The sequence below is a fragment of the Nocardiopsis protaetiae genome, from assembly GCF_045446735.1.
Classification (GTDB): Bacteria; Actinomycetota; Actinomycetes; order Streptosporangiales; family Streptosporangiaceae; genus Nocardiopsis; species Nocardiopsis protaetiae.
In genome coordinates this window covers 1-21,476 of the sequence record NZ_JBJJBV010000007.1, presented here as the reverse complement: position 1 = coordinate 21,476, position 21,476 = coordinate 1, and the positions used below count along the sequence as shown (strand labels likewise).

The 21,476-nt window shown below is 68.0% G+C and carries 18 protein-coding genes; all 18 read left to right on the top strand.

All coding sequences use genetic code 11. The features are described from left to right. The first annotated feature begins 218 nt into the window (after window positions 1-218). The 18 genes from rpoB to rpsQ all read left to right on the top strand — a co-directional run bounded on the left by rpoB (window position 219) and on the right by rpsQ (window position 21,464). On the top strand, window positions 219-3,686 hold the full coding sequence (rpoB, locus tag ACJOT3_RS02000; protein ID WP_406968095.1) for a DNA-directed RNA polymerase subunit beta: 3,468 nt from the start codon (window positions 219-221) through the stop codon (window positions 3,684-3,686). Window positions 3,687-3,720: 34 nt separating this feature from the next. After that, window positions 3,721-7,599 (top strand): DNA-directed RNA polymerase subunit beta', encoded by a 3,879-nt coding sequence (locus ACJOT3_RS01995; protein ID WP_406968093.1) that lies wholly within the window; start codon window positions 3,721-3,723, stop codon window positions 7,597-7,599. A 122-nt stretch (window positions 7,600-7,721) separates the two neighbouring features. Then, a complete protein-coding gene (locus tag ACJOT3_RS01990) occupies window positions 7,722-11,192 on the top strand; it encodes a hypothetical protein (RefSeq protein ID WP_406968091.1) in 3,471 nt (1,156 codons plus the stop codon). A gap of 444 nt (window positions 11,193-11,636) precedes the next feature. Continuing rightward, on the top strand, window positions 11,637-12,008 hold the full coding sequence (rpsL, locus tag ACJOT3_RS01985) for a 30S ribosomal protein S12 (RefSeq protein WP_017538026.1): 372 nt from the start codon (window positions 11,637-11,639) through the stop codon (window positions 12,006-12,008). A 2-nt stretch (window positions 12,009-12,010) separates the two neighbouring features. After that, window positions 12,011-12,481, top strand: coding sequence for a 30S ribosomal protein S7 (rpsG, locus tag ACJOT3_RS01980; RefSeq protein WP_220563403.1), 471 nt, complete (start codon window positions 12,011-12,013; stop codon window positions 12,479-12,481). A gap of 42 nt (window positions 12,482-12,523) precedes the next feature. Then, a complete protein-coding gene (fusA, locus tag ACJOT3_RS01975; protein WP_406968089.1) occupies window positions 12,524-14,638 on the top strand; it encodes an elongation factor G in 2,115 nt (704 codons plus the stop codon). A gap of 83 nt (window positions 14,639-14,721) precedes the next feature. Then, complete coding sequence (gene tuf, locus ACJOT3_RS01970; RefSeq protein WP_406968087.1) at window positions 14,722-15,915, top strand: elongation factor Tu; 1,194 nt, start codon at window positions 14,722-14,724, stop codon at window positions 15,913-15,915. Between the two features lie 242 nt (window positions 15,916-16,157). Next, window positions 16,158-16,466, top strand: coding sequence for a 30S ribosomal protein S10 (gene rpsJ, locus ACJOT3_RS01965; protein WP_014908366.1), 309 nt, complete (start codon window positions 16,158-16,160; stop codon window positions 16,464-16,466). Window positions 16,467-16,478: 12 nt separating this feature from the next. Further along, a complete protein-coding gene (rplC, locus tag ACJOT3_RS01960; RefSeq protein WP_306370904.1) occupies window positions 16,479-17,129 on the top strand; it encodes a 50S ribosomal protein L3 in 651 nt (216 codons plus the stop codon). A 3-nt stretch (window positions 17,130-17,132) separates the two neighbouring features. Further along, window positions 17,133-17,804, top strand: a complete 672-nt coding sequence (gene rplD / locus ACJOT3_RS01955; RefSeq protein ID WP_406968084.1) for a 50S ribosomal protein L4 — start codon at window positions 17,133-17,135, stop codon at window positions 17,802-17,804. After that, window positions 17,801-18,091: a 50S ribosomal protein L23 gene (rplW, locus tag ACJOT3_RS01950; protein WP_220563398.1), complete on the top strand. Its 291-nt coding sequence runs from the start codon at window positions 17,801-17,803 to the stop codon at window positions 18,089-18,091. Before rplD ends, rplW begins: the two co-directional genes overlap by 4 nt. Before the next feature lie 55 nt (window positions 18,092-18,146). Next, window positions 18,147-18,986 carry a 50S ribosomal protein L2 gene (gene rplB / locus ACJOT3_RS01945; protein ID WP_073382314.1) on the top strand — a complete coding sequence of 280 codons (840 nt, stop codon included), beginning with the start codon at window positions 18,147-18,149 and terminating at the stop codon, window positions 18,984-18,986. 12 nt (window positions 18,987-18,998) lie between these two features. Then, window positions 18,999-19,277, top strand: coding sequence for a 30S ribosomal protein S19 (gene rpsS, locus ACJOT3_RS01940; protein ID WP_073382317.1), 279 nt, complete (start codon window positions 18,999-19,001; stop codon window positions 19,275-19,277). 75 nt (window positions 19,278-19,352) lie between these two features. Next, entirely contained in the window at window positions 19,353-19,721 is a 369-nt protein-coding gene (gene rplV / locus ACJOT3_RS01935; protein WP_073382319.1) for a 50S ribosomal protein L22, read from the top strand. After that, window positions 19,721-20,524 (top strand): 30S ribosomal protein S3, encoded by an 804-nt coding sequence (gene rpsC / locus ACJOT3_RS01930; RefSeq protein WP_406968081.1) that lies wholly within the window; start codon window positions 19,721-19,723, stop codon window positions 20,522-20,524. The genes rplV and rpsC overlap by 1 nt, the downstream gene beginning before the upstream one ends. Window positions 20,525-20,527: 3 nt before the next feature. After that, window positions 20,528-20,941 carry a 50S ribosomal protein L16 gene (rplP, locus tag ACJOT3_RS01925; RefSeq protein WP_220563395.1) on the top strand — a complete coding sequence of 138 codons (414 nt, stop codon included), beginning with the start codon at window positions 20,528-20,530 and terminating at the stop codon, window positions 20,939-20,941. After that, window positions 20,941-21,195, top strand: a complete 255-nt coding sequence (gene rpmC, locus ACJOT3_RS01920) for a 50S ribosomal protein L29 (RefSeq protein WP_406968078.1) — start codon at window positions 20,941-20,943, stop codon at window positions 21,193-21,195. Before rplP ends, rpmC begins: the two co-directional genes overlap by 1 nt. Next, entirely contained in the window at window positions 21,192-21,464 is a 273-nt protein-coding gene (rpsQ, locus tag ACJOT3_RS01915) for a 30S ribosomal protein S17 (RefSeq protein ID WP_406968077.1), read from the top strand. The genes rpmC and rpsQ overlap by 4 nt, the downstream gene beginning before the upstream one ends. Window positions 21,465-21,476 lie beyond the last annotated feature (12 nt).

The following is a 21,476-nucleotide window of genomic DNA, read 5'->3' as shown; positions in this document are numbered from 1 at the left end:
GAGTGGACAGCGGTGTAGTGTTCGGCTACACTGCTCTTTTGCGCTGCCCTTTGGTGATCCCTGTGCCGGTGACCGGCTGCCGACCAGCCCGTTTCGTCTGGACACGGTGCCCGTTCCCGCTCGATGTGACCGTCTCAACCGCGTTGCGGCGGTCCTTCTCGTGACGGATCGTCTGGCGTGCGCGCTTCAACCGCCACAAGCCTTCGGAAGGACCCCTGTTGGCAGCCTCGCGCAACGCCTCCGCTAACGCCCTTGGTCCGCACCGCGTTTCTTTCGCCCGTATCCAGGAACCCCTTGAGGTTCCGAACCTGCTTGCCCTGCAGACCGAGTCGTTCGACTGGCTGCTTGGCAACGACAAGTGGAAGGCCCGGGTCGAGTCGGCCCGGAACGCTGGCCGCAAGGACGTAACGGAGCAGTCCGGTCTCGAAGAGATCTTCGAGGAGATCAGCCCGATCGAGGACTTCTCGGGCACGATGTCCCTTTCGTTCCGTGACCACCGCTTCGAGCCGCCCAAGAACACGGTCGACGAGTGCAAGGAACGGGACGCCACCTACTCCGCGCCGATGTTCGTCACCGCGGAGTTCATCAACAACGACACCGGTGAGATCAAGAGCCAGACGGTCTTCATGGGCGACTTCCCGCTCATGACCGACAAGGGCACCTTCATCATCAACGGCACCGAGCGTGTCGTCGTCTCCCAGCTGGTCCGCTCCCCGGGCGTCTACTTCGACAAGTCCGTCGACAAGACCACCGACAAGGACCTCTTCGGCTGCAAGGTCATCCCGTCCCGCGGTGCCTGGCTGGAGTTCGAGGTCGACAAGCGCGACTTCGTCGGCGTCCGCATCGACCGCAAGCGCAAGCAGGGCGTCACCGTCCTGCTCAAGGCGCTGGGCTGGACCACCGACCAGATCCTGGAGCGCTTCGGCCAGTACGAGTCCATCCGCAACACGCTGGAGAAGGACCCGACCGCCGGCACCGACGACGCGCTGCTGGACATCTACCGCAAGCTGCGCCCGGGAGAGCCGCCCACGAAGGAGTCGGCCCAGGCGCTGCTGGAGAACCTCTACTTCAACCCCAAGCGCTACGACCTGGCCAAGGTCGGCCGCTACAAGATCAACAAGAAGCTCGGTCTGGAGACCGACTACACGCAGGGCACGCTGACCGAAGAGGACATCGTCGCCACCATCGAGTACCTCGTGCGCCTGCACGCGGGCGAGAAGGAGCGCGAGACCGCGCGCGGCACCCTGCCCATCGAGGTCGACGACATCGACCACTTCGGCAACCGCCGCCTGCGCACCGTCGGCGAGCTCATCCAGAACCAGGTCCGCCTGGGCCTGGCCCGCATGGAGCGCGTCGTCCGCGAGCGGATGACCACCCAGGACGTCGAGGCGATCACGCCGCAGACCCTGATCAACATCCGCCCCGTCGTCGCCTCCATCAAGGAGTTCTTCGGCACCTCGCAGCTGTCCCAGTTCATGGACCAGACCAACCCGCTCGCGGGTCTGACCCACAAGCGCCGCCTGTCGGCGCTGGGCCCGGGCGGTCTGTCCCGTGAGCGCGCCGGCTTCGAGGTCCGCGACGTGCACCCGTCCCACTACGGCCGCATGTGCCCGATCGAGACCCCCGAAGGTCCCAACATCGGTCTCATCGGCTCGCTGGCCGCGTACGGGCGGGTCAACCCGTTCGGCTTCGTGGAGACCCCGTACCGCAAGGTCGTCGACGGTCGCATCACCGACCAGGTCGACTACCTCACCGCGGACGAGGAGGACCGGTACATCATCGCGCAGGCCAACACGCCGATGAACGCCGACGGCACCTTCGCCGAGGCCCGCGTGCTCGTCCGCCGTAAGGGCGGCGAGTTCGAGCAGGTCAGCACCGACGAGGTCGACTACATGGACGTGTCGCCGCGCCAGATGGTGTCGGTCGCCACCGCCATGATCCCGTTCCTGGAGCACGACGACGCCAACCGCGCGCTCATGGGCTCCAACATGCAGCGCCAGGCCGTGCCCCTGCTGCGGGCCGAGTCCCCGTTCGTCGGCACCGGCATGGAGTACCGCGCCGCCACCGACGCCGGTGACGTCGTGCTCGCCGAGAAGGCCGGCGTGGTCGAGGACGTCACCGCCGACTACGTCACCATCATGGCCGACGACGGCACCCGCAAGACGTACCGCCTGCACAAGTTCCAGCGCTCCAACCAGGGCACCTGCTTCAACCAGCGACCCATCGTCACCGAGGGGCAGCGGGTCGAGGAGCGCCAGGTCCTGGCCGACGGCCCGTCCACCGACCAGGGTGAGATGTCGCTGGGCAAGAACCTCCTCGTGGCGTACATGTCCTGGGAGGGCCACAACTACGAGGACGCGATCATCCTCAGCCAGCGCCTGGTGCAGGACGACGTCCTCTCCTCGATCCACATCGAGGAGCACGAGGTCGACGCCCGCGACACCAAGCTGGGCCCGGAGGAGATCACCCGCGAGATCCCCAACGTCAGTGAAGAGGTCCTCGCCGACCTCGACGACCGGGGCATCATCCGCATCGGCGCCGAGGTCGTCGACGGCGACATCCTCGTCGGCAAGGTCACGCCCAAGGGCGAGACCGAGCTGACCCCGGAGGAGCGCCTGCTGCGCGCCATCTTCGGTGAGAAGGCCCGCGAGGTCCGCGACACCTCCCTGAAGGTGCCGCACGGCGAGTCCGGCAAGGTCATCGGCGTCAAGGTGTTCAGCCGCGAGGAGGGCGACGAGCTCGCCCCCGGCGTGAACGAGATGGTCCGCGTCTACGTGGCCCAGAAGCGCAAGATCACCGACGGCGACAAGCTCGCCGGCCGCCACGGCAACAAGGGCGTCATCTCCAAGATCCTCCCGCAGGAGGACATGCCCTTCCTGGAGGACGGCACCCCGGTCGACATCATCCTCAACCCGCTGGGCGTCCCCGGCCGTATGAACGTCGGCCAGGTACTGGAGGTCCACCTGGGCTGGCTGGCCAAGAACGGCTGGCTGGTCGAGGGAGTGGAGGAGGAGTGGCAGCAGGCGCTCGACGCCATCGGCGCCACCGACGTTCCGCCCGACTCCAGGGTCGCCACGCCGGTCTTCGACGGCCTGCACGGTGACGAGCTCAGCGGCCTCATCACGTCGGTCCGCCCGAACAAGGACGGCAACCGCCTGATCAACGCGGACGGCAAGGCCCGTCTGTTCGACGGCCGCACCGGTGAGCCCTTCGCGGAGCCCATCTCCGTCGGCTACAAGTACATCCTCAAGCTCCACCACCTCGTGGACGACAAGATCCACGCGCGCTCCACCGGCCCGTACTCCATGATCACCCAGCAGCCGCTGGGCGGTAAGGCGCAGTTCGGCGGCCAGCGCTTCGGTGAGATGGAGGTGTGGGCGCTGGAGGCGTACGGCGCCGCCTACGCCCTCCAGGAGCTGCTCACCATCAAGTCCGACGACGTGGTGGGCCGGGTCAAGGTCTACGAGGCCATCGTCAAGGGCGAGAACATCCCCGAGCCGGGCATCCCTGAGTCCTTCAAGGTGCTCATCAAGGAGATGCAGTCGCTCTGTCTGAACGTGGAGGTGCTGTCCAGTGACGGTATGTCCATCGAGATGCGGGACAGCGACGAGGACGTCTTCCGCGCGGCGGAAGAACTGGGAATCGACCTGGGTCGGCGCGAGCCGAGCAGTGTCGAAGAAGTCTAACTTCCGCATTCTTCGAGAGCAGGGGACGAATTAAGTGCTCGACGTCAACTTCTTCGACGAGCTGCGCATCGGCCTGGCCACGGCCGACGATATCCGCCAGTGGTCGCACGGCGAGGTCAAGAAGCCCGAAACCATCAACTACCGGACCCTCAAGCCCGAGAAGGACGGCCTCTTCTGCGAGAAGATCTTCGGCCCGACCCGGGACTGGGAGTGCTACTGCGGCAAGTACAAGCGCGTCCGCTTCAAGGGCATCATCTGTGAGCGCTGCGGCGTCGAGGTGACCCGCGCCAAGGTGCGCCGTGAGCGGATGGGCCACATCGAGCTCGCCGCGCCCGTCACGCACATCTGGTACTTCAAGGGTGTGCCCTCCCGCCTGGGCTACCTGCTGGACCTGGCGCCGAAGGATCTCGAGAAGATCATCTACTTCGCCGCCTACATGGTCACGTGGGTGGACACCGAGGCCCGTGAGCGCGACCTCCAGTCCCTGGAGGCGCGGATCGCGGTCGAGAAGCAGCACATGGAGCAGCGCCGCGACTCCACCATCGAGGAGCGGCACCGCAAGCTCGAAGCCGACCTGGCCGAGCTTGAGGAGCAGGGTGCCAAGGGCGACGCGCGCCGCAAGGTGCGCGAGGGCGCCGAGCGCGAGATGCGCCAGCTGCGCGACCGCGCCCAGCGCGAGATCGACCGCCTCGACGAGGTCTGGAACCGGTTCAAGAACCTCAAGGTCCAGGACCTTGAGGGCGACGAGATGCTCTACCGCGAGATGCGGGACCGCTTCGGGAAGTACTTCCGCGGCGGCATGGGCGCCCAGGCCATCCAGGACCGGCTCGCCAACTTCGAGCTGGACGAGGAGGCCGAGCGCCTCCGCGAGATCATCCGCACCGGCAAGGGCCAGAAGAAGGCCCGCGCCCTCAAGCGGCTCAAGGTCGTCTCGGCGTTCCTCAACACCCGCAACAGCCCCATGGGCATGGTGCTGGACTGCATCCCGGTGATCCCGCCGGACCTGCGTCCGATGGTGCAGCTGGACGGTGGCCGCTTCGCGACCTCCGACCTCAACGACCTGTACCGCCGCGTCATCAACCGCAACAACCGCCTCAAGCGGCTGCTGGACCTGGGCGCGCCCGAGATCATCGTCAACAACGAGAAGCGGATGCTCCAGGAGGCCGTCGACGCGCTGTTCGACAACGGCCGCCGCGGCCGGCCCGTCACCGGGCCCGGCAACCGTCCGCTCAAGTCGCTGTCCGACATGCTCAAGGGCAAGCAGGGCCGGTTCCGCCAGAACCTGCTCGGCAAGCGCGTCGACTACTCCGGCCGTTCGGTCATCGTCGTCGGCCCGCAGCTGAAGCTGCACCAGTGCGGTCTGCCCAAGCAGATGGCCCTGGAGCTCTTCAAGCCGTTCGTGATGAAGCGCCTGGTCGACCTGAACCACGCGCAGAACATCAAGAGCGCCAAGCGCATGGTGGAGCGGTCCCGCCCCGTCGTGTGGGACGTCCTCGAAGAGGTCATCACCGAGCACCCGGTTCTGCTCAACCGCGCCCCGACCCTGCACCGCCTGGGCATCCAGGCGTTCGAGCCGCAGCTGGTCGAGGGCAAGGCCATCCAGATCCACCCGCTCGTGTGCACCGCGTTCAACGCGGACTTCGACGGTGACCAGATGGCCGTGCACCTGCCGCTGTCCGCCGAGGCCCAGGCCGAGGCGCGGCTGCTGATGCTCGCCACCAACAACATCCTCAAGCCGTCCGACGGCAAGCCCGTGACCATGCCCACCCAGGACATGATCATCGGCCTGTACTACCTGACGACGGAGCGGGCGGGGGCCGCCGGCGAGGGCCGTGCGTTCCGCGGTCCGGCCGAGGCGATCATGGCCTACGACCTGGGCGACCTCGACCTGCAGGCGAAGATCCGCCTGCGCATCGAGGACGGCGCCCCGGCTCCCAAGGACTGGACGCCGCCGGAGAACTGGCAGCCGGGCGAGGCGTACACCCTGGAGACCACCCTGGGCCGGTACCTCTTCAACGAGACCACCCCGGTGGACTACCCGTACATCAACTACCAGGTCGGCAAGAAGCAGATCTCGGTGCTGGTCAACGACCTCGCCGAGAACTACCCCAAGGTGCAGGTCGCCACGACCCTGGACGCCCTCAAGGACGCCGGTTACCGCTGGGCCACCCGGTCCGGCCTGACCATCGGCATCGAGGACGTCGTCGCGCCGCCGCAGAAGGCGGAGATCCTCGCGGGCTACGACCGCAAGGCCGACAAGATCCAGCGGGAGTACGACCGCGGTCTCATCACCGACGACGAGCGCCGCAACGAGCTCACCGAGGTGTGGACCCAGGCCACCGCCGAGGTCGCCAAGAACATGGAGGACAACTTCCCCGCCGACAACCCGGTGTGGATGATGGTCCAGTCCGGCGCCCGAGGCAACCCGATGCAGGTGCGCCAGATCGCCGGTATCCGCGGTCTGGTCTCCAACACCAAGGGTGAGACGATCCCGCGCCCGATCAAGTCCTCCTACCGCGAGGGCCTGTCCGTGCTGGAGTACTTCATCTCCACGCACGGCCAGCGCAAGGGCCTGGCCGACACCGCGCTGCGGACCGCCGACTCGGGTTACCTGACCCGTCGTCTGGTGGACGTCGCCCAGGACGTCATCGTCCGGGAGATCGACTGCGGCACCGACCGGTCGCTGTGGCACGAGATCGGTGAGAAGAACACCGCCGGCGTCGTCGTGCGCAAGCACAACGTCGAGAACACCGGCTTCGGCCGCACCCTGTCCGAGGACGTCCACGACGCCAACGGCGACCTGGTGCTGCCGGCGCTCTCCGACACCTCCGAGCAGAACATCGACAAGCTGATCGCCGCCGGGATCACCCGGGTGCGCATCCGCTCGTCGCTGACCTGCGAGGCGAAGATCGGCGTCTGCACCACCTGCTACGGCCGCTCCATGGCGACCGGCAAGCCGGTGGACGTCGGCGAGGCGATCGGCATCATCGCGGCCCAGTCCATCGGTGAGCCCGGTACCCAGCTGACCATGCGTACCTTCCACATGGGTGGTTCCGCCGGTCAGGACATCACCCACGGTCTGCCCCGTGTCCAGGAGCTCTTCGAGGCCCGCATCCCCAAGGGTGTGGCCCCGATCTCCGAGGTCGAGGGTCGGATCCGGATCGACGACACCGAGAAGAGCCGCAAGATCGTCGTCATCCCCGACGACGGCACCGACGAGATCGCCTACCCGGTCCCCATGCGCGCCCAGCGCCTGGTGGACGAGGGCGACCACGTCAAGGTGGGACAGCAGCTCATCCAGGGTGCGATCAACCCGCACGAGGTCCTGCGCATCCAGGGCCCGCGCGCGGTGCAGCAGCACCTGGTGTCCGAGGTCCAGGAGGTGTACAAGTCGCAGGGTGTGTCCATCCACGACAAGCACATCGAGATCATCGTGCGCCAGATGCTCAAGCGCGTGAACATCCTGGAGTCGGGCGACACCGAGCTGCTGCCCGGTGAGATGGTCGAGCGGCCCAAGTTCGAGCAGATCAACCGCCGTGTCGTCTCCGAGGGCGGACAGCCCGCGGCCGGTCGTCCGGTGCTGCTCGGCATCACCAAGGCGTCGCTGGCCACCGAGTCGTGGCTGTCGGCGGCCTCCTTCCAGGAGACCACCCGCGTGCTCACCGAGAACGCGATCCACGGCAAGAGCGACCCGCTGCTCGGCCTCAAGGAGAACGTCATCATCGGTAAGCTCATCCCGGCCGGTACGGGGATCCCCCAGTACCGCAACATCCGGGTGGAGCCCACCGAGGAGGCCAAGGCCTCGATGTACTCGGTCTCCGGTTACGAGGAGCCGAGCGAGTACACCTTCGGGCAGGGCTCCGGCGAGGCCGTGCCGCTGGAGGAGTACGACTTCGGGCCGTACAACCGGTAGCGAAGTGAACTGACGGCGGCGGCCTGCCGCCCCTTACGGGGGGCGGTGCCGCCGCCGTTCGGTGTAAGAGGGTCCGTGAGCGCGGACCGGGGAGAGGGCGCCACGGCGCCGGCGGGAGAGGCATGACTGATAACGGGGGCGGACGGGATGCCGGCGGTGGCGCTTCGTGGTTCAAGCCGAGTGAGGACCGCCACCTCAAGCAGTCGGACTACCAGGACCCGCTGGAGGGCAAGGAACAGCAGCAGGAGGAGACGGTCTTCCCGGACAGCGGGGGATACGCGGGCCTGAGCTCGTCGCGCCCCGCCCTGGCGGACCCGTACCCGGAGGCCCTGGGCGGGCCTCCCGTGGAATCGCCCAACCCCCTGTCCTACCCGGGCGCCGGCGACGCGGCCTACCGGCCGCTCACCCGCATCCCGGGCGAGGACCCCGAGACCCAGGAGATCCCGGCCCTGCGCCCGGACTCCGAACCCCTGTGGACCGACCGGCCCACCGCCGCGTCCCCCCACACCCGCGGCGACGCCCCCGGCTACCCCGGCTCCGCCTGGGACGCCGACGGTGCCCGCGGGGCCGACGCGACGGTCGGCGGCACCGACCTCCGGGACCCCGCCGCCGGTTACTCGCCCTCCTCCTGGGACAGCGACGCCCCCGGCGCCGGGACGGCGAACCTGAACGACGCCCGCGGCCCGTGGGACGCCGATGGCGCCGGTGCGGCCAGTGGGGGCGCTGACCTCCGTGGTGACCGTGCTCCCTGGGACACTGATGGCGCTCCTGGGGCCGGTGGGGGAGCCGACCTGCGCGACTCCGCCGGTGGCTACTCGCCCTCCTCCTGGGACAGCGACAGCCGCGGGGCCGGGACGGCGGACCTGGACGGCGACCGTGCTTCCTGGGCTGCCGATGGCACCCGTGGGGCCGACGCGACGCCTGGGGACGCAGACCTTCGCGGCTCCGCCTCCGGTTACCCACCCTCCGCCTGGGACGCCGACGCCCGCGGGGCCGGTGCGACGGCCGGGGGAGCCGACCTCCGCGACCCCGCCGCTGCGGCGGGCCTGGGTGATGACCGCGGCTCCTGGGATGCCGACGGTGCCGCCGGGGGAACCGATCCCCGCGATGCCGCCGCCGGATACGCACCCTCCGCTTGGGGCACCGACACCGATGCTCGCAGCGACCGCGCCCCTTGGGACGCCGACCGCCGAGACGCGGACGAGGATCTGACCGGCGCCCGCACCTCCGCCTGGGACGCCGACGCCGATGCGCGCGGCGGCTCCTCCCTGGGTGACGACCGCGCCTCCTGGGACGCTGATGCTCGCGGGGCCGGTGCGGCCAGTGGGGACGCTGACCTCGATGGTGACCGTGCTCCCTGGAGTGCCGATGGTGCGCGTGGGGTCGCTGCGACGTCTGGGGACACGGACCTCCGCGGCTCTGCCGCCGGATACCCCTCCTCCGCTTGGGACGCCGACACCCACGGCGCCGGGGCGGCGGACCTGGACGGCGACCGCGCCCGCTGGGACACGGACGGCCGCGGTGGTGCCGGTGCGACGACCGGCGGCACCGACTTCCGCGGCGGCGCCGCTGCGGAAGGCCTGGACGACGAGCTCGGCCCCTGGAATGCCGACGGTGCTCCCGGGACCAGCGGGGGCGCAGACCTCCGTGACTCCGCCGCTGGCTACTCGCCCTCTGCCTGGGACGCGGACACCCGCGGCGCCGGGGTGGCGGACCTGAACGGCGACCGCGGCCCGTGGGACGCCGATGGCGCCGGTGCTGCCAGTGGGGACGCTGACCTCCGTGACTCCGCCGCTGGCTACTCGCCTTCCGCCTGGGACAGCGACAGCCGCGGTGCCGGGGCGGCGGACCTGGACGGCGACCGTGCCCCCTGGGACGCTGGCGCCGATGCACGCGGTGGCTCCTCCCTGGGTGACGACCGTGCCCCCTGGGACGCCGACGCCGATGCACGCGGCGGCTCCTCCCTGGGCGACGACCGTGCCCCCTGGGACGCTGATGTTCGCGGGGCCGGTGCGACGGCTGGGGACACCGACCTCCGTGACTCCGCCGCTGGCTACTCGCCTTCCGCCTGGGACAGCGACAGCCGCGGCGCCGGGACGGCGGACCCGAACGACGACCGTGCTCCCTGGGATGTCGACGGTGCGCGTGGGGCTGGTGCGACGTCTGGGGGCGCCGACTACTCGCCTTCCGCTTCCGCCTGGGATGCCGACGCCGATGCGCGTGGCGGCTCCTCCCTGGACGGCGACCGTGCTCCCTGGGACTCGGACGCGGATCTGACCGGCGGCCGTGCCTCCACTTGGGACGCCGACACCAGCGGCGCGGGTGGCGCCGGTGCGGACCTCGGCGGCTCTGCCGCCGGATACCCGTCCTCCGCCTGGGACGCGGACGGTCGCGGTGGCTCCTCCCTGGACGATGGCCGCCCCTCCTGGGATGACGACACTCGCGGTGCCGGTGGGGGCGCGGACCTTCGTGACTCCGCCGCCGGGTACCCGGATTCCGCCTGGGACGCCGACGCGCGTGGCGGTGCCGCTGCGGCGGGCGTGGAGGATGAGCTCGGTTCCTGGGAGAGCGACCGCAGGGATGCGGGTTGGAAGGCGGACCCGGCCCTGGACGGTGGGCGTTCCTCCGCCGGCTATTCGCCTTCTGAGTGGGACGCCGACGGCCGCGGTGGTACCGCGGCGGGGCTGGAGGACGAGCTCGGGCCCTGGGACGGGGACGCCCGAGGCGGTTCTGCCGGGGCCTCCGACCTGGGCGGCGGGCGCTCTTCCACCTGGGAGGCCGACCCGGCCTTGGACGGAGACCGCTCACCTGCTTGGGGCGCGGACGCCGACGACCTTCGCGATGGTGCCGGGGACCGTTCCTCCGTCGATCCGTTGACGGACGACTCCTACGGGGTTCCCGGGCCGGTGCGGGTGCCCGACTCGCGGGAGGAGCGCGGCTCCGCCCCGTGGACCGACGTGCCCGAGCCGGACGAGTGGGACGGGGAGGGGCCCGCCGCGACGGGCAACACCTGGGCGTTCGACCGGGACGACCCGCGGCTGCCCGACGTGGTGCGCGAGGCCGAGCGCCGGCGGCGCGAGGAGCCCGAGGACCCGCTGGCGGCGATCGCCGACATGCAGTCGCGGGCCCGCGGCGAGGAGACCGCCGAGGCCACGCAGATGATCGAGCCGGTGCAGGAGGAGTCGGAGTACGACGACGGCTTCACGCCCGCCGACTACGGGATGCCGGTCAAGCCCAAGGCGAAGAAGCGGAAAAAGGACGTCATCGCCGAGGAGTTCCCCGGGTTCGAGGACCGGCCGCTGGGCGGCGAGGCCGGGGACGCCTACCCCGGTTACGACAGCATCGACTTCCTCGCCGACACGGAGAAGGGGGCGGTCGTCACCCTGTGGCTGGGCGTCGCCTCGCTGATCCCCGGTGTCGGCCTCGTCACCGCGCTGCTGGCGCTGCTGGTCACCGGCCCCAAGGCCAAGCGGGCGATCCGGGCGTCCAACGGGCAGCTGGACGGGCTCGGGTTCATCACCGGCGGCACCGTTTTCGCGGTGCTGGGCATCCTGGTCACGGTGATCTCCGTCGCCATCTGGCTGCTCCCGTAGAGAAGACGGCCGCCCCCTGTGACAATGGTCGACGGGGGGCGGCCGTTGTGCTATACCCCGCCCTGGTGGAAATCCGGGGCGAAGCAGCGCCGGGACGGCGTAGACTGGTGGAGACCCACGGCTACGTGAGGACCGGTTCCGTTGTCCTCGCCATGTCGCACACCGTTTTGACCGCCTAGAGGGTAGACGGTAGCCTGTGTGATTGTGCCCGTGAGTCGACGGGTCACACGTGTGTGTGCGGCGCCCCGGTCCTCGAAGACCTGCGGCGCGCAGCGCATGTGAACCCCCTCCCGTGAAAATCGGCCCCTTTTCGGGTGTGCGTCGTGCGTCGGAACGAGCGCGACACGCCCGACAGCGTGGGTCGGGGAGGTTCGGGAAATCCAGCAGGTCAATAGCGATACGGCTACGAGAACCGGCGTAGGTCACGAGGAAGACGGAGACGCGGTGCCCACCATCCAGCAGCTGGTCCGCAAGGGCCGACAGGACAAGGTCGCAAAGAACAAGACCCCGGCGCTGAAGGGGAGTCCGCAGCGTCGTGGTGTGTGCACGCGCGTTTACACCACCACGCCGAAGAAGCCGAACTCCGCCCTGCGCAAGGTCGCTCGCGTGAAGCTGAGCAGCGGGATCGAGGTCACGGCCTACATCCCCGGTATCGGTCACAACCTCCAGGAGCACAGCATCGTGCTGGTGCGCGGTGGTCGTGTGAAGGACCTGCCGGGTGTCCGCTACCGAATCGTCCGCGGTTCGCTCGACACCCAGGGTGTCCGTAACCGCAAGCAGGCGCGTAGCCGTTACGGCGCCAAGAAGGAGAAGTAAGCATGCCGCGCAAGGGCCCGGCGCCGAAGCGCCAGCTCATCACCGACCCGGTCTACGGTTCGCCGCTCGTCACCGCACTGATCAACAAGGTGCTGCTCGACGGCAAGCGCTCGATCGCCCAGCGCGTCGTCTACGACGCCCTGGAGGGTGCCCGCGAGAAGACCGGCCAGGACCCGCTGGTCGTCCTCAAGCGGGCGCTGGACAACGTCAAGCCCGCGCTGGAGGTCCGCAGCCGCCGTGTCGGTGGCGCGACCTACCAGGTTCCGGTCGAGGTTCGCGCCTCCCGGTCCACCACGCTGGCCCTGCGCTGGCTGGTCTCCTTCTCGCGCCAGCGTCGTGAGAAGACCATGACCGAGCGTCTGATGAACGAGCTGGTCGACGCCAGCAACGGTCTCGGCGCGGCCGTCAAGAAGCGTGAGGACACGCACAAGATGGCCGAGTCGAACAAGGCCTTCGCCCACTACCGCTGGTAACCCCGCGGTTGTACAGCAATAAACCGAGGGAAGACGAGCCTCATGGCTGTTAAGACTGCGCTTGACCTGGGCAGGGTCCGCAACATCGGGATCATGGCCCACATCGACGCGGGCAAGACCACCACCACTGAGCGGATCCTCTACTACACCGGTGTGACCCACAAGGTGGGCGAGGTTCATGATGGCGCCGCCACCATGGACTGGATGAAGGAGGAGCAGGAGCGGGGTATCACCATTACCTCCGCTGCTACCACCACCCACTGGGACGACCACACCATCAACATCATCGACACGCCCGGCCACGTCGACTTCACGGTCGAGGTCGAGCGGTCGCTGCGTGTTCTCGACGGTGCTGTCGCGGTCTTCGACGCCAAGGAAGGCGTCGAGCCCCAGTCGGAGCAGGTCTGGCGTCAGGCTGACCGCTACGGCGTGCCGCGCATCTGTTTCGTCAACAAGATGGACAAGATCGGTGCCGAGTTCCAGCGCTGCGTGGACATGTTCCGCGAGCGCCTGGGTGCCAACGCGATGCCGATCCAGCTGCCCATCGGCGCCGAGGGCGACTTCAAGGGTGTCATCGACCTCGTGAAGATGCAGGCCTACGTCTGGAACGACGAGGCCGCCCTGGGCGAGATGTACGACACGATCGAGATCCCGGAGTCCCACGCGGACGCCGCCCGTGAGGCGCGCGACCAGTTCCTGGAGACGCTGGCCGAGGCCGACGACGAGATCATGGAGCTGTACCTGGAGGGGCAGGAGCCCACCCTGGAGCAGCTGGTCCCGGCGATCCGCCGCGCCACCATCGCCGGCACGGCCATCCCGGTGGTCTGCGGCACCGCGTTCAAGAACAAGGGCGTGCAGCCCCTGCTCGACGCGGTCGTGGCCTACCTCCCCTCGCCCCTGGACATCGAGGCCATCGAAGGCCACGACCCCAAGGACGAGACCGAGGAGACCAAGCTCTCGCGCAAGCCCAGCAACGACGAGCCGCTGTCCGCCCTGGTCTTCAAGATCATGAGCGACCCGCACCTCGGCAAGCTGACCTACCTGCGCGTGTACTCGGGCGTTCTCCAGACCGGTACCCAGGTGCTGAACAGCGTCAAGGGCCGCAAGGAGCGCATCGGCAAGATCTACCGCATGCACTCGAACAAGCGTGAGGAGATCGCCGAGGTCGGTGCCGGCGACATCGTCGCCGTCATGGGTCTGAAGGACACCACCACGGGTGAGACGCTCTGCGACCCGCAGAACGCCATCGTCCTGGAGTCCATGACCTTCCCGGCCCCGGTCATCGAGGTGGCCATCGAGCCGAAGACGAAGAGCGACCAGGAGAAGCTGGGCATCGCGATCCAGCGCCTCGCGGAGGAGGACCCCTCCTTCCAGGTCGCCACCGACGACCAGACCGGCCAGACCGTCATCTCCGGTATGGGCGAGCTGCACCTCGAAGTCCTCGTCAACCGCATGCGCGACGAGTTCAAGGTCGAGGCGAACATCGGTAAGCCCCAGGTGGCCTACCGCGAGACCATTCGTAAGAAGGTCGAAGGCCACGTCTACACCCACAAGAAGCAGACGGGTGGCTCGGGCCAGTTCGCCAAGGTCAAGATCAACGTCGAGCCTCTCGAGTCGGAGAGCGGTGACACCAGCGGCTACGAGTTCGTCAACGCCGTCACCGGTGGCCGCATCCCGCGCGAGTACATCCCGTCGGTCGACGCCGGTTGCCAGGAGGCCGCGGAGCTGGGCGTCCTCGCCCACTACCCGCTGGTCGGCGTGAAGGTGACGCTGACCGACGGTCAGTACCACGAGGTCGACTCCTCCGAGATGGCCTTCAAGACCGCCGGTTCGATGGCCTTCAAGGAGGCCGTCAAGCTGGCCAAGCCGACTCTCCTGGAGCCGGTCATGGCCGTGGAGGTCACCACCCCTGAGGACTACATGGGTGACGTGATCGGCGACCTGAACTCCCGCCGTGGACAGATCCAGTCCATGGACGAGCGTTCCGGTGTCCGGATCGTCAAGGCCCTCGTGCCTCTTTCCGAGATGTTCGGCTACGTGGGTGACCTGCGCAGCCGTACCCAGGGTCGCGCCAACTACTCGATGGTGTTCGACTCCTACGCGGAGGTTCCGTCCGCTGTCGCCCAAGAAATTGTGGCGAAGGTCCGCGGCGAATAGCCGCGGACACGTAACCAATCCGGTCCCGCCCCCAGCGGGGCGGGCCGGGTACCAGATAGCTCTGTACGTCTAGGAGACATCCAGTGGCGAAGGAAAAGTTCGAGCGGACTAAGCCGCACGTCAACATCGGCACCATCGGTCACATTGACCACGGCAAGACCACGCTGACCGCGGCCATCACCAAGGTGCTGCACGACGCGTACCCCGACATCAACCCCTTCACGCCGTTCGAGGACATCGACAACGCTCCTGAGGAGCGCGAGCGCGGTATCACCATCTCCGTCGCCCACGTCGAGTACCAGACCGAGGCGCGTCACTACGCCCACGTCGACTGCCCCGGTCACGCGGACTACGTGAAGAACATGATCACCGGTGCCGCCCAGATGGACGGTGCGATCCTGGTCGTGGCCGCCACCGACGGCCCGATGCCGCAGACCAAGGAGCACGTGCTCCTGGCCCGCCAGGTCGGCGTGCCCTACATCGTGGTGGCCCTGAACAAGGCCGACATGGTGGACGACGAGGAGATCTTCGAGCTCGTCGAGCTCGAGGTCCGCGAGCTGCTCAGCGAGTACGAGTTCCCGGGCGACGACATCCCCGTCACCAAGGTCTCCGCGCTCAAGGCCCTTGAGGGCGACCCGGAGTGGGGCAAGGCCGTCCTGGAGCTCATGGGCACCGTGGACGCCTACATCCCCGAGCCCGAGCGTGACACCGACAAGCCCTTCCTGATGCCGATCGAGGACGTCTTCTCGATCACCGGTCGCGGCACCGTCGTCACCGGCCGCATCGAGCGCGGCATCGTGAACGTCAACGAGACCGTCGACATCGTCGGTATCAAGGACGAGAAGCAGACCACCACGGTCACCGGTGTCGAGATGTTCCGCAAGCTGCTCGACCAGGGCCAGGCCGGCGACAACGTCGGTCTGCTCCTGCGCGGCATCAAGCGCGAGGACGTCGAGCGCGGCCAGGTCGTCATCAAGCCGGGCACGACCACCCCGCACACCGAGTTCGAGGCCCAGGTCGTCATCCTGTCCAAGGACGAGGGTGGCCGCCACACGCCGTTCTTCAACAACTACCGCCCGCAGTTCTACTTCCGCACCACCGACGTCACCGGCGTCGTGACGCTGCCGGAGGGCACGGAGATGGTCATGCCCGGTGACAACACCGAGATGACCGTCAACCTGATCCAGCCGGTCGCGATGGAAGAGGGCCTGAAGTTCGCCATCCGCGAGGGTGGCCGGACCGTGGGCGCCGGTCGCGTCACGAAGATCCTCAAGTAGTACACGCCGGGGAGGTTCCTTCCGGAACCCCCCGACGTGCCGGGCGGGCCGCCCATTTCCGGCGGCCCGCCCGGCACAACGAAAAGACGTCATCGGGCTCTGTGACGGTGACGCACCGCAGGGGCAAGCCCTGTTGCGGTTTCTCAAGGGAATAGGGGCTCACGGTCGGCGGATTCCGCCTGGCCTGGGCGTCTGTGACCGGACACCGTTACGGACACTGAAGCTAAGGACGAACAGGCCACATGGCGGGACAAAAGATCCGCATTCGGCTAAAGGCCTATGACCACGAGGTCATCGACAGCTCGGCGAAGAAGATCGTCGAGACTGTGACGCGAACTGGCGCACAGGTCGCGGGCCCGGTGCCGCTGCCGACGGAAAAGAACGTTTACTGCGTCATCCGATCGCCGCACAAGTACAAGGACTCGCGCGAGCACTTCGAGATGCGCACCCACAAGCGGCTGATCGACATCATCGACCCCACGCCGAAGACGGTCGACTCGCTGATGCGTCTCGACCTGCCGGCCGGTGTTGACATCGAGATCAAGCTTTAAGGACGCACAGACATGGCCACCAAGCAGATCAAGGGAGTCCTGGGCGAAAAGCTCGGCATGACCCAGGTCTTCGACGACGCGGGCAAGATGGTGCCCGTGACGGTTCTGAAGGCCGGTCCGTGCGTCGTGAGCCGGATCCGGACCCCGGACACCGACGGCTACTCCGCCATTCAGATCGGTTTCGGGCAGATCAACCCGCGCAAGGTCAACAAGCCGCTCGGCGACTACCTGCGCAAGAACGACCTGACCCCGCGCCGCCACTACGTCGAGGTCCGCACGACCGACGCCTCCGAGTACACGCTCGGCCAGGAGGTCACCGCGGACGTCTTCGAGAGCGGCCAGAAGGTCGACGTCTCGGGCAAGAGCAAGGGCAAGGGCTTCGCCGGTGTGATGAAGCGCCACGGCTTCCGTGGTCTCTCCGCCTCGCACGGCACGCAGCGCAAGCACCGCTCTCCCGGTTCCATCGGCGGCTGCGCCACGCCCGGCCGCGTTTTCAAGGGCATGCGGATGGCCGGGCGCATGGGCAACGTGCGCAAGACCGTCCAGAACCTGACCGTTCACTCCGTGGACGCGGAGAAGGGCCTCATCCTGGTCAAGGGTGCTGTTCCCGGTCCCAACGGCGGTCTGGTGCTCGTCCGCACCGCTGTGAAGGGGGACAAGTAAGCCATGGCCCAGATCGAGGTCAAGAACCCCGAGGGCGGCGCCAAGGGCAGCGTCGAGCTGCCGGAGAGCGTCTTCGCCCAGAAGATCAGCATCCCGCTGATCCACCAGGTCGTGAACGCCCAGCTGGCCGCCGGCCGCCAGGGCACCCACGCCACCAAGACCCGCGGCGAGGTCCGCGGCGGTGGTAAGAAGCCGTACCGGCAGAAGGGCACGGGTCGCGCCCGCCAGGGCTCCATCCGCGCTCCCCAGTACACCGGTGGTGGCACGGTCCACGGGCCCCAGCCCCGCGACTACAGCCAGCGCACCCCCAAGAAGATGAAGGCCGCCGCCCTGCGCGGTGCCCTCTCCGACCGGGCGCGCCACGGCCGCATCCACGTCATCAGCCACTTCGTGGCCGAGGACGCCGACGCGAAGCTCACGCAGGCCGCCCTCAAGGCGCTGCGCCAGGTGACCGAGTCCGACAAGGTCCTGGTCGTCCTGGCCCGCGAGGACGAGCACAACCGACGTGCTCTGCGCAACCTCGAAGAGGTGCACATCCTCGACGCCGACCAGGTGAACACCTACGACGTCCTCTACTCGGACGACATCGTGTTCACCGAGGCGGGCTACGCCGAGTTCGTGGCTCACGTCTCCGGCGACAAGGCCGCTGCTCAGTCCGAGGAGGACGACCAGTGAGGATCCCCGACCCGCGGGACATCATCATCGAGCCGGTGATCTCGGAGAAGAGCTACGGGCTCATGGACGAGAACAAGTACACGTTCATCGTTCACCCGGACGCCAACAAGACCCAGATCAAGATCGCCATCAAGCAGATCTTCGAGGTCGAGGTCACCGCGGTGAACACGATCAACCGCAAGGGCAAGCGCAAGCGGACCCGCTTCGGGTACGGCAAGCGCCCTGACACCAAGCGCGCGATCGTCAGTGTCGCGGACGGCCAGCAGATCGACATCTTCGGTCGCTAGCAGTCCCCGCCTGACCGCTCCACACCAGTAACACGTAAAGGAATGCACGAAGAAGATGGGCATTCGTAAGTACAAGCCGACGACGCCGGGTCGTCGCGGTTCCAGCGTGAGCGACTTCGTCGAGATCACGCGTTCGGAGCCGGAGAAGTCCCTGGTCCGTCCGCTCCACTCCAAGGGCGGCCGCAACGGCCACGGCCGGATCACCGCCCGTCACCAGGGTGGCGGTCACAAGCGCGCCTACCGCGTCATCGACTTCCGTCGCCACGACAAGGACGGCGTGCCGGCCAAGGTCGCTCACATCGAGTACGACCCGAACCGCACCGCGCGCATCGCTCTCCTCCACTACGTGGACGGTGAGAAGCGCTACATTCTCGCGCCCGCCGGCCTCAAGCAGGGCGACCGCGTCGAGAACGGTCCGCAGTCCGACATCAAGCCGGGCAACTGCCTCCCGCTGCGCAACATCCCCACGGGTACGTTCGTGCACGCGGTCGAGCTGAAGCCGGGTGGCGGTGCCAAGCTGGGCCGTTCCGCCGGTACGCAGATCCAGCTCCTGGCCAAGGAGGGGCGCTACGCCACGCTGCGTATGCCCTCCGGCGAAATGCGCATGGTGGAGATCTCCTGCCGCGCGACCGTCGGCCAGGTGGGCAACGCCGAGCAGTCCAACATCAACTGGGGCAAGGCCGGCCGCTCGCGGTGGAAGGGCAAGCGCCCGACCGTCCGCGGTGTGGTCATGAACCCCGTCGACCACCCGCACGGTGGTGGCGAGGGCAAGACCTCCGGTGGTCGCCACCCGGTCAGCCCGTGGGGCAAGAAGGAAGGCCGGACCCGGGCCAAGAACAAGGCCAGCGACAAGCTGATCGTTCGGCGTCGGCGCAGCGGCAAGAAGAAGCGGTAAGGAGCACGTCTGATGCCACGTAGCCTGAAGAAGGGCCCGTTCGTCGACGACCACCTTCTCAAGAAGGTCGAGACGCAGAACGAGGCCAACACCAAGAACGTCATCAAGACGTGGTCCCGTCGGTCCATGATCATCCCTGAGATGATCGGCCACACCATTGCCGTCCACGACGGTCGCAAGCACGTTCCCGTGTTCGTGTCCGAGTCCATGGTCGGCCACAAGCTCGGCGAGTTCGCTCCCACGCGTACTTTCCGCAGCCACGTCAAGGAAGACCGCCGTAGCCGCCGTTAGTCGGTCGCAACAGGCAGTAAGAACCACGTTCTCCACGGTGAGTGGGGATGAATTTCCGTGAGCGAGGGAAAAGCGATGGGAACGAGGGCACAGGCACGGTTCGTCCGTGTTACGCCCCGAAAGGCCCGCCGGGTGGTGGACCTTATTCGCGGGTTGCCCGCTGACGAGGCACAGGCGGTGCTCCGGTTCGCGCCCCAGTCGGCGAGCGAGCCTGTTGGCAAGGTGCTGGCCAGTGCCATCGCCAACGCTGAGCACAACGACAAGCTGGACCGCGAGTCGCTGGTCGTCGAGGGCGCTTGGGTGGACGAAGGTCCGACCCTGAAGCGCATTCGGCCCCGTGGCTTCGGCCGGGCCTTCCGAGTCACCAAGCGTACGAGCCACATCACCGTGGTCGTCGCGGAGCGCTCGGGCGCCTCGTCCAAGACCAAGGAAAGGACCCGATAGTGGGGCAGAAGGTTAACCCGCACGGGTTCCGCCTCGGCATCACCACCGACTTCAAGAGCCGGTGGTACGCCGACAAGTCCTACAAGGACTACGTCAAGGAAGACGTCGCGATCCGGCGGATGCTGACCCGCGGCATGGAGCGCGCGGGCATCTCCAAGGTCGAGATCGAGCGCACCCGCGACCGCGTCCGCGTCGACGTCTACACCGCCCGGCCGGGCATCGTCATCGGCCGCCGCGGCGTGGAGGCCGACCGCATCCGGACCGACCTCGAGAAGCTGACCTCCAAGCAGGTCCAGCTGAACGTCTTCGAGGTCAAGAACCCGGAGGTCGACGCGCAGCTGGTGGCTCAGGGCGTCGCCGAGCAGCTGAGCAGCCGCGTGGCGTTCCGCCGCGCGATGCGCAAGGCCATGCAGAGCGCGATCAAGTCCGGTGCCAAGGGCATCCGGATCCAGTGCGGTGGCCGTCTGGGCGGGGCCGAGATGTCCCGCTCGGAGTTCTACCGCGAGGGTCGCGTGCCGCTGCACACCCTGCGCGCCGACATCGACTACGGCTTCTTCGAGGCCCGTACGACGTTCGGTCGCATCGGTGTGAAGGTGTGGATCTACAAGGGTGACGCTCCGGCGACCCGCGCCGAGCGCGAGGCGGCCCAGGCCGCGCAGCGCTCCGCCGGTGGCGGCGGCGGTGGCGGCGGTCAGCGCCGCGAGCGCCCGCAGCGCCGCCGTCGCGGCGGTGCCGGTGGCGGCCAGCCGCAGAACGCCGAGGCCAAGGCCCCGGCCGAGTCCGCTCAGACCGAGGGGAGCTGACCAGTGCTTATTCCTCGTAAGGTCAAGTACCGCAAGCAGCACCACCCTGACCTGCGCGGCAAGGCCAAGGGCGGCACGACCGTCAACTTCGGTGAGTTCGGCATCCAGGCTCTGGAGTCGGCTTACGTGACGAACCGGCAGATCGAGTCCGCTCGTATCGCCATGACGCGTCACATCAAGCGTGGCGGCAAGGTCTGGATCAACATCTTCCCGGACCGCCCGCTGACCAAGAAGCCCGCCGAGGTCCGCATGGGTTCCGGTAAGGGTTCCCCGGAGTGGTGGGTCGCGCCGGTCAAGCCCGGTCGTGTGATGTTCGAGCTGTCGGGCGTGCCCGAGGACATCGCCAAGGAGGCGATGCGCCGTGCCATGCACAAGCTCCCGATGAAGTGCAAGTTCGTTAAGCGGGAGGGGGAGTGATGGCGAAGTCCGTGACTGCCCAGGAGCTCCGCGACCAGTCCGTCGAGGACCTGGCCGAGAAGCTCAAGGAAGCCAAGGCCGAGCTCTTCAACCTCCGCTTCCAGGCCGCGACCGGTCAGCTCGACAACCACAGCCGACTGCGCACGGTCAAGCGCGAGATCGCGCGGATCTACACGATCATGCGCGAGCACGAGCTGGGGATCGCCCCGCTGTCTGGTGAGTCGGCGCAGGAGTCGAAGGAAGCAGCCGAATGAGTGAGAACCAGAGCGAGGCTCGCAGCGACCGCAAGGTCCGCGAGGGCTACGTCGTCAGCGACAAGATGGACAAGACCGTCGTCGTCGAGGTCGAGGACCGTGTGAAGCACGCCCTCTACGGCAAGGTCATCCGCCGTACGACCAAGTACAAGGCGCACGACGAGGCGAACTCCTGCGGCGTCGGCGACCGCGTCCGGGTCATGGAGACGCGGCCGCTCTCTGCGACGAAGCGTTGGCGCGTCGTGGAGATCCTGGAGAAGGCTAAGTAACCCCAGCCTGTC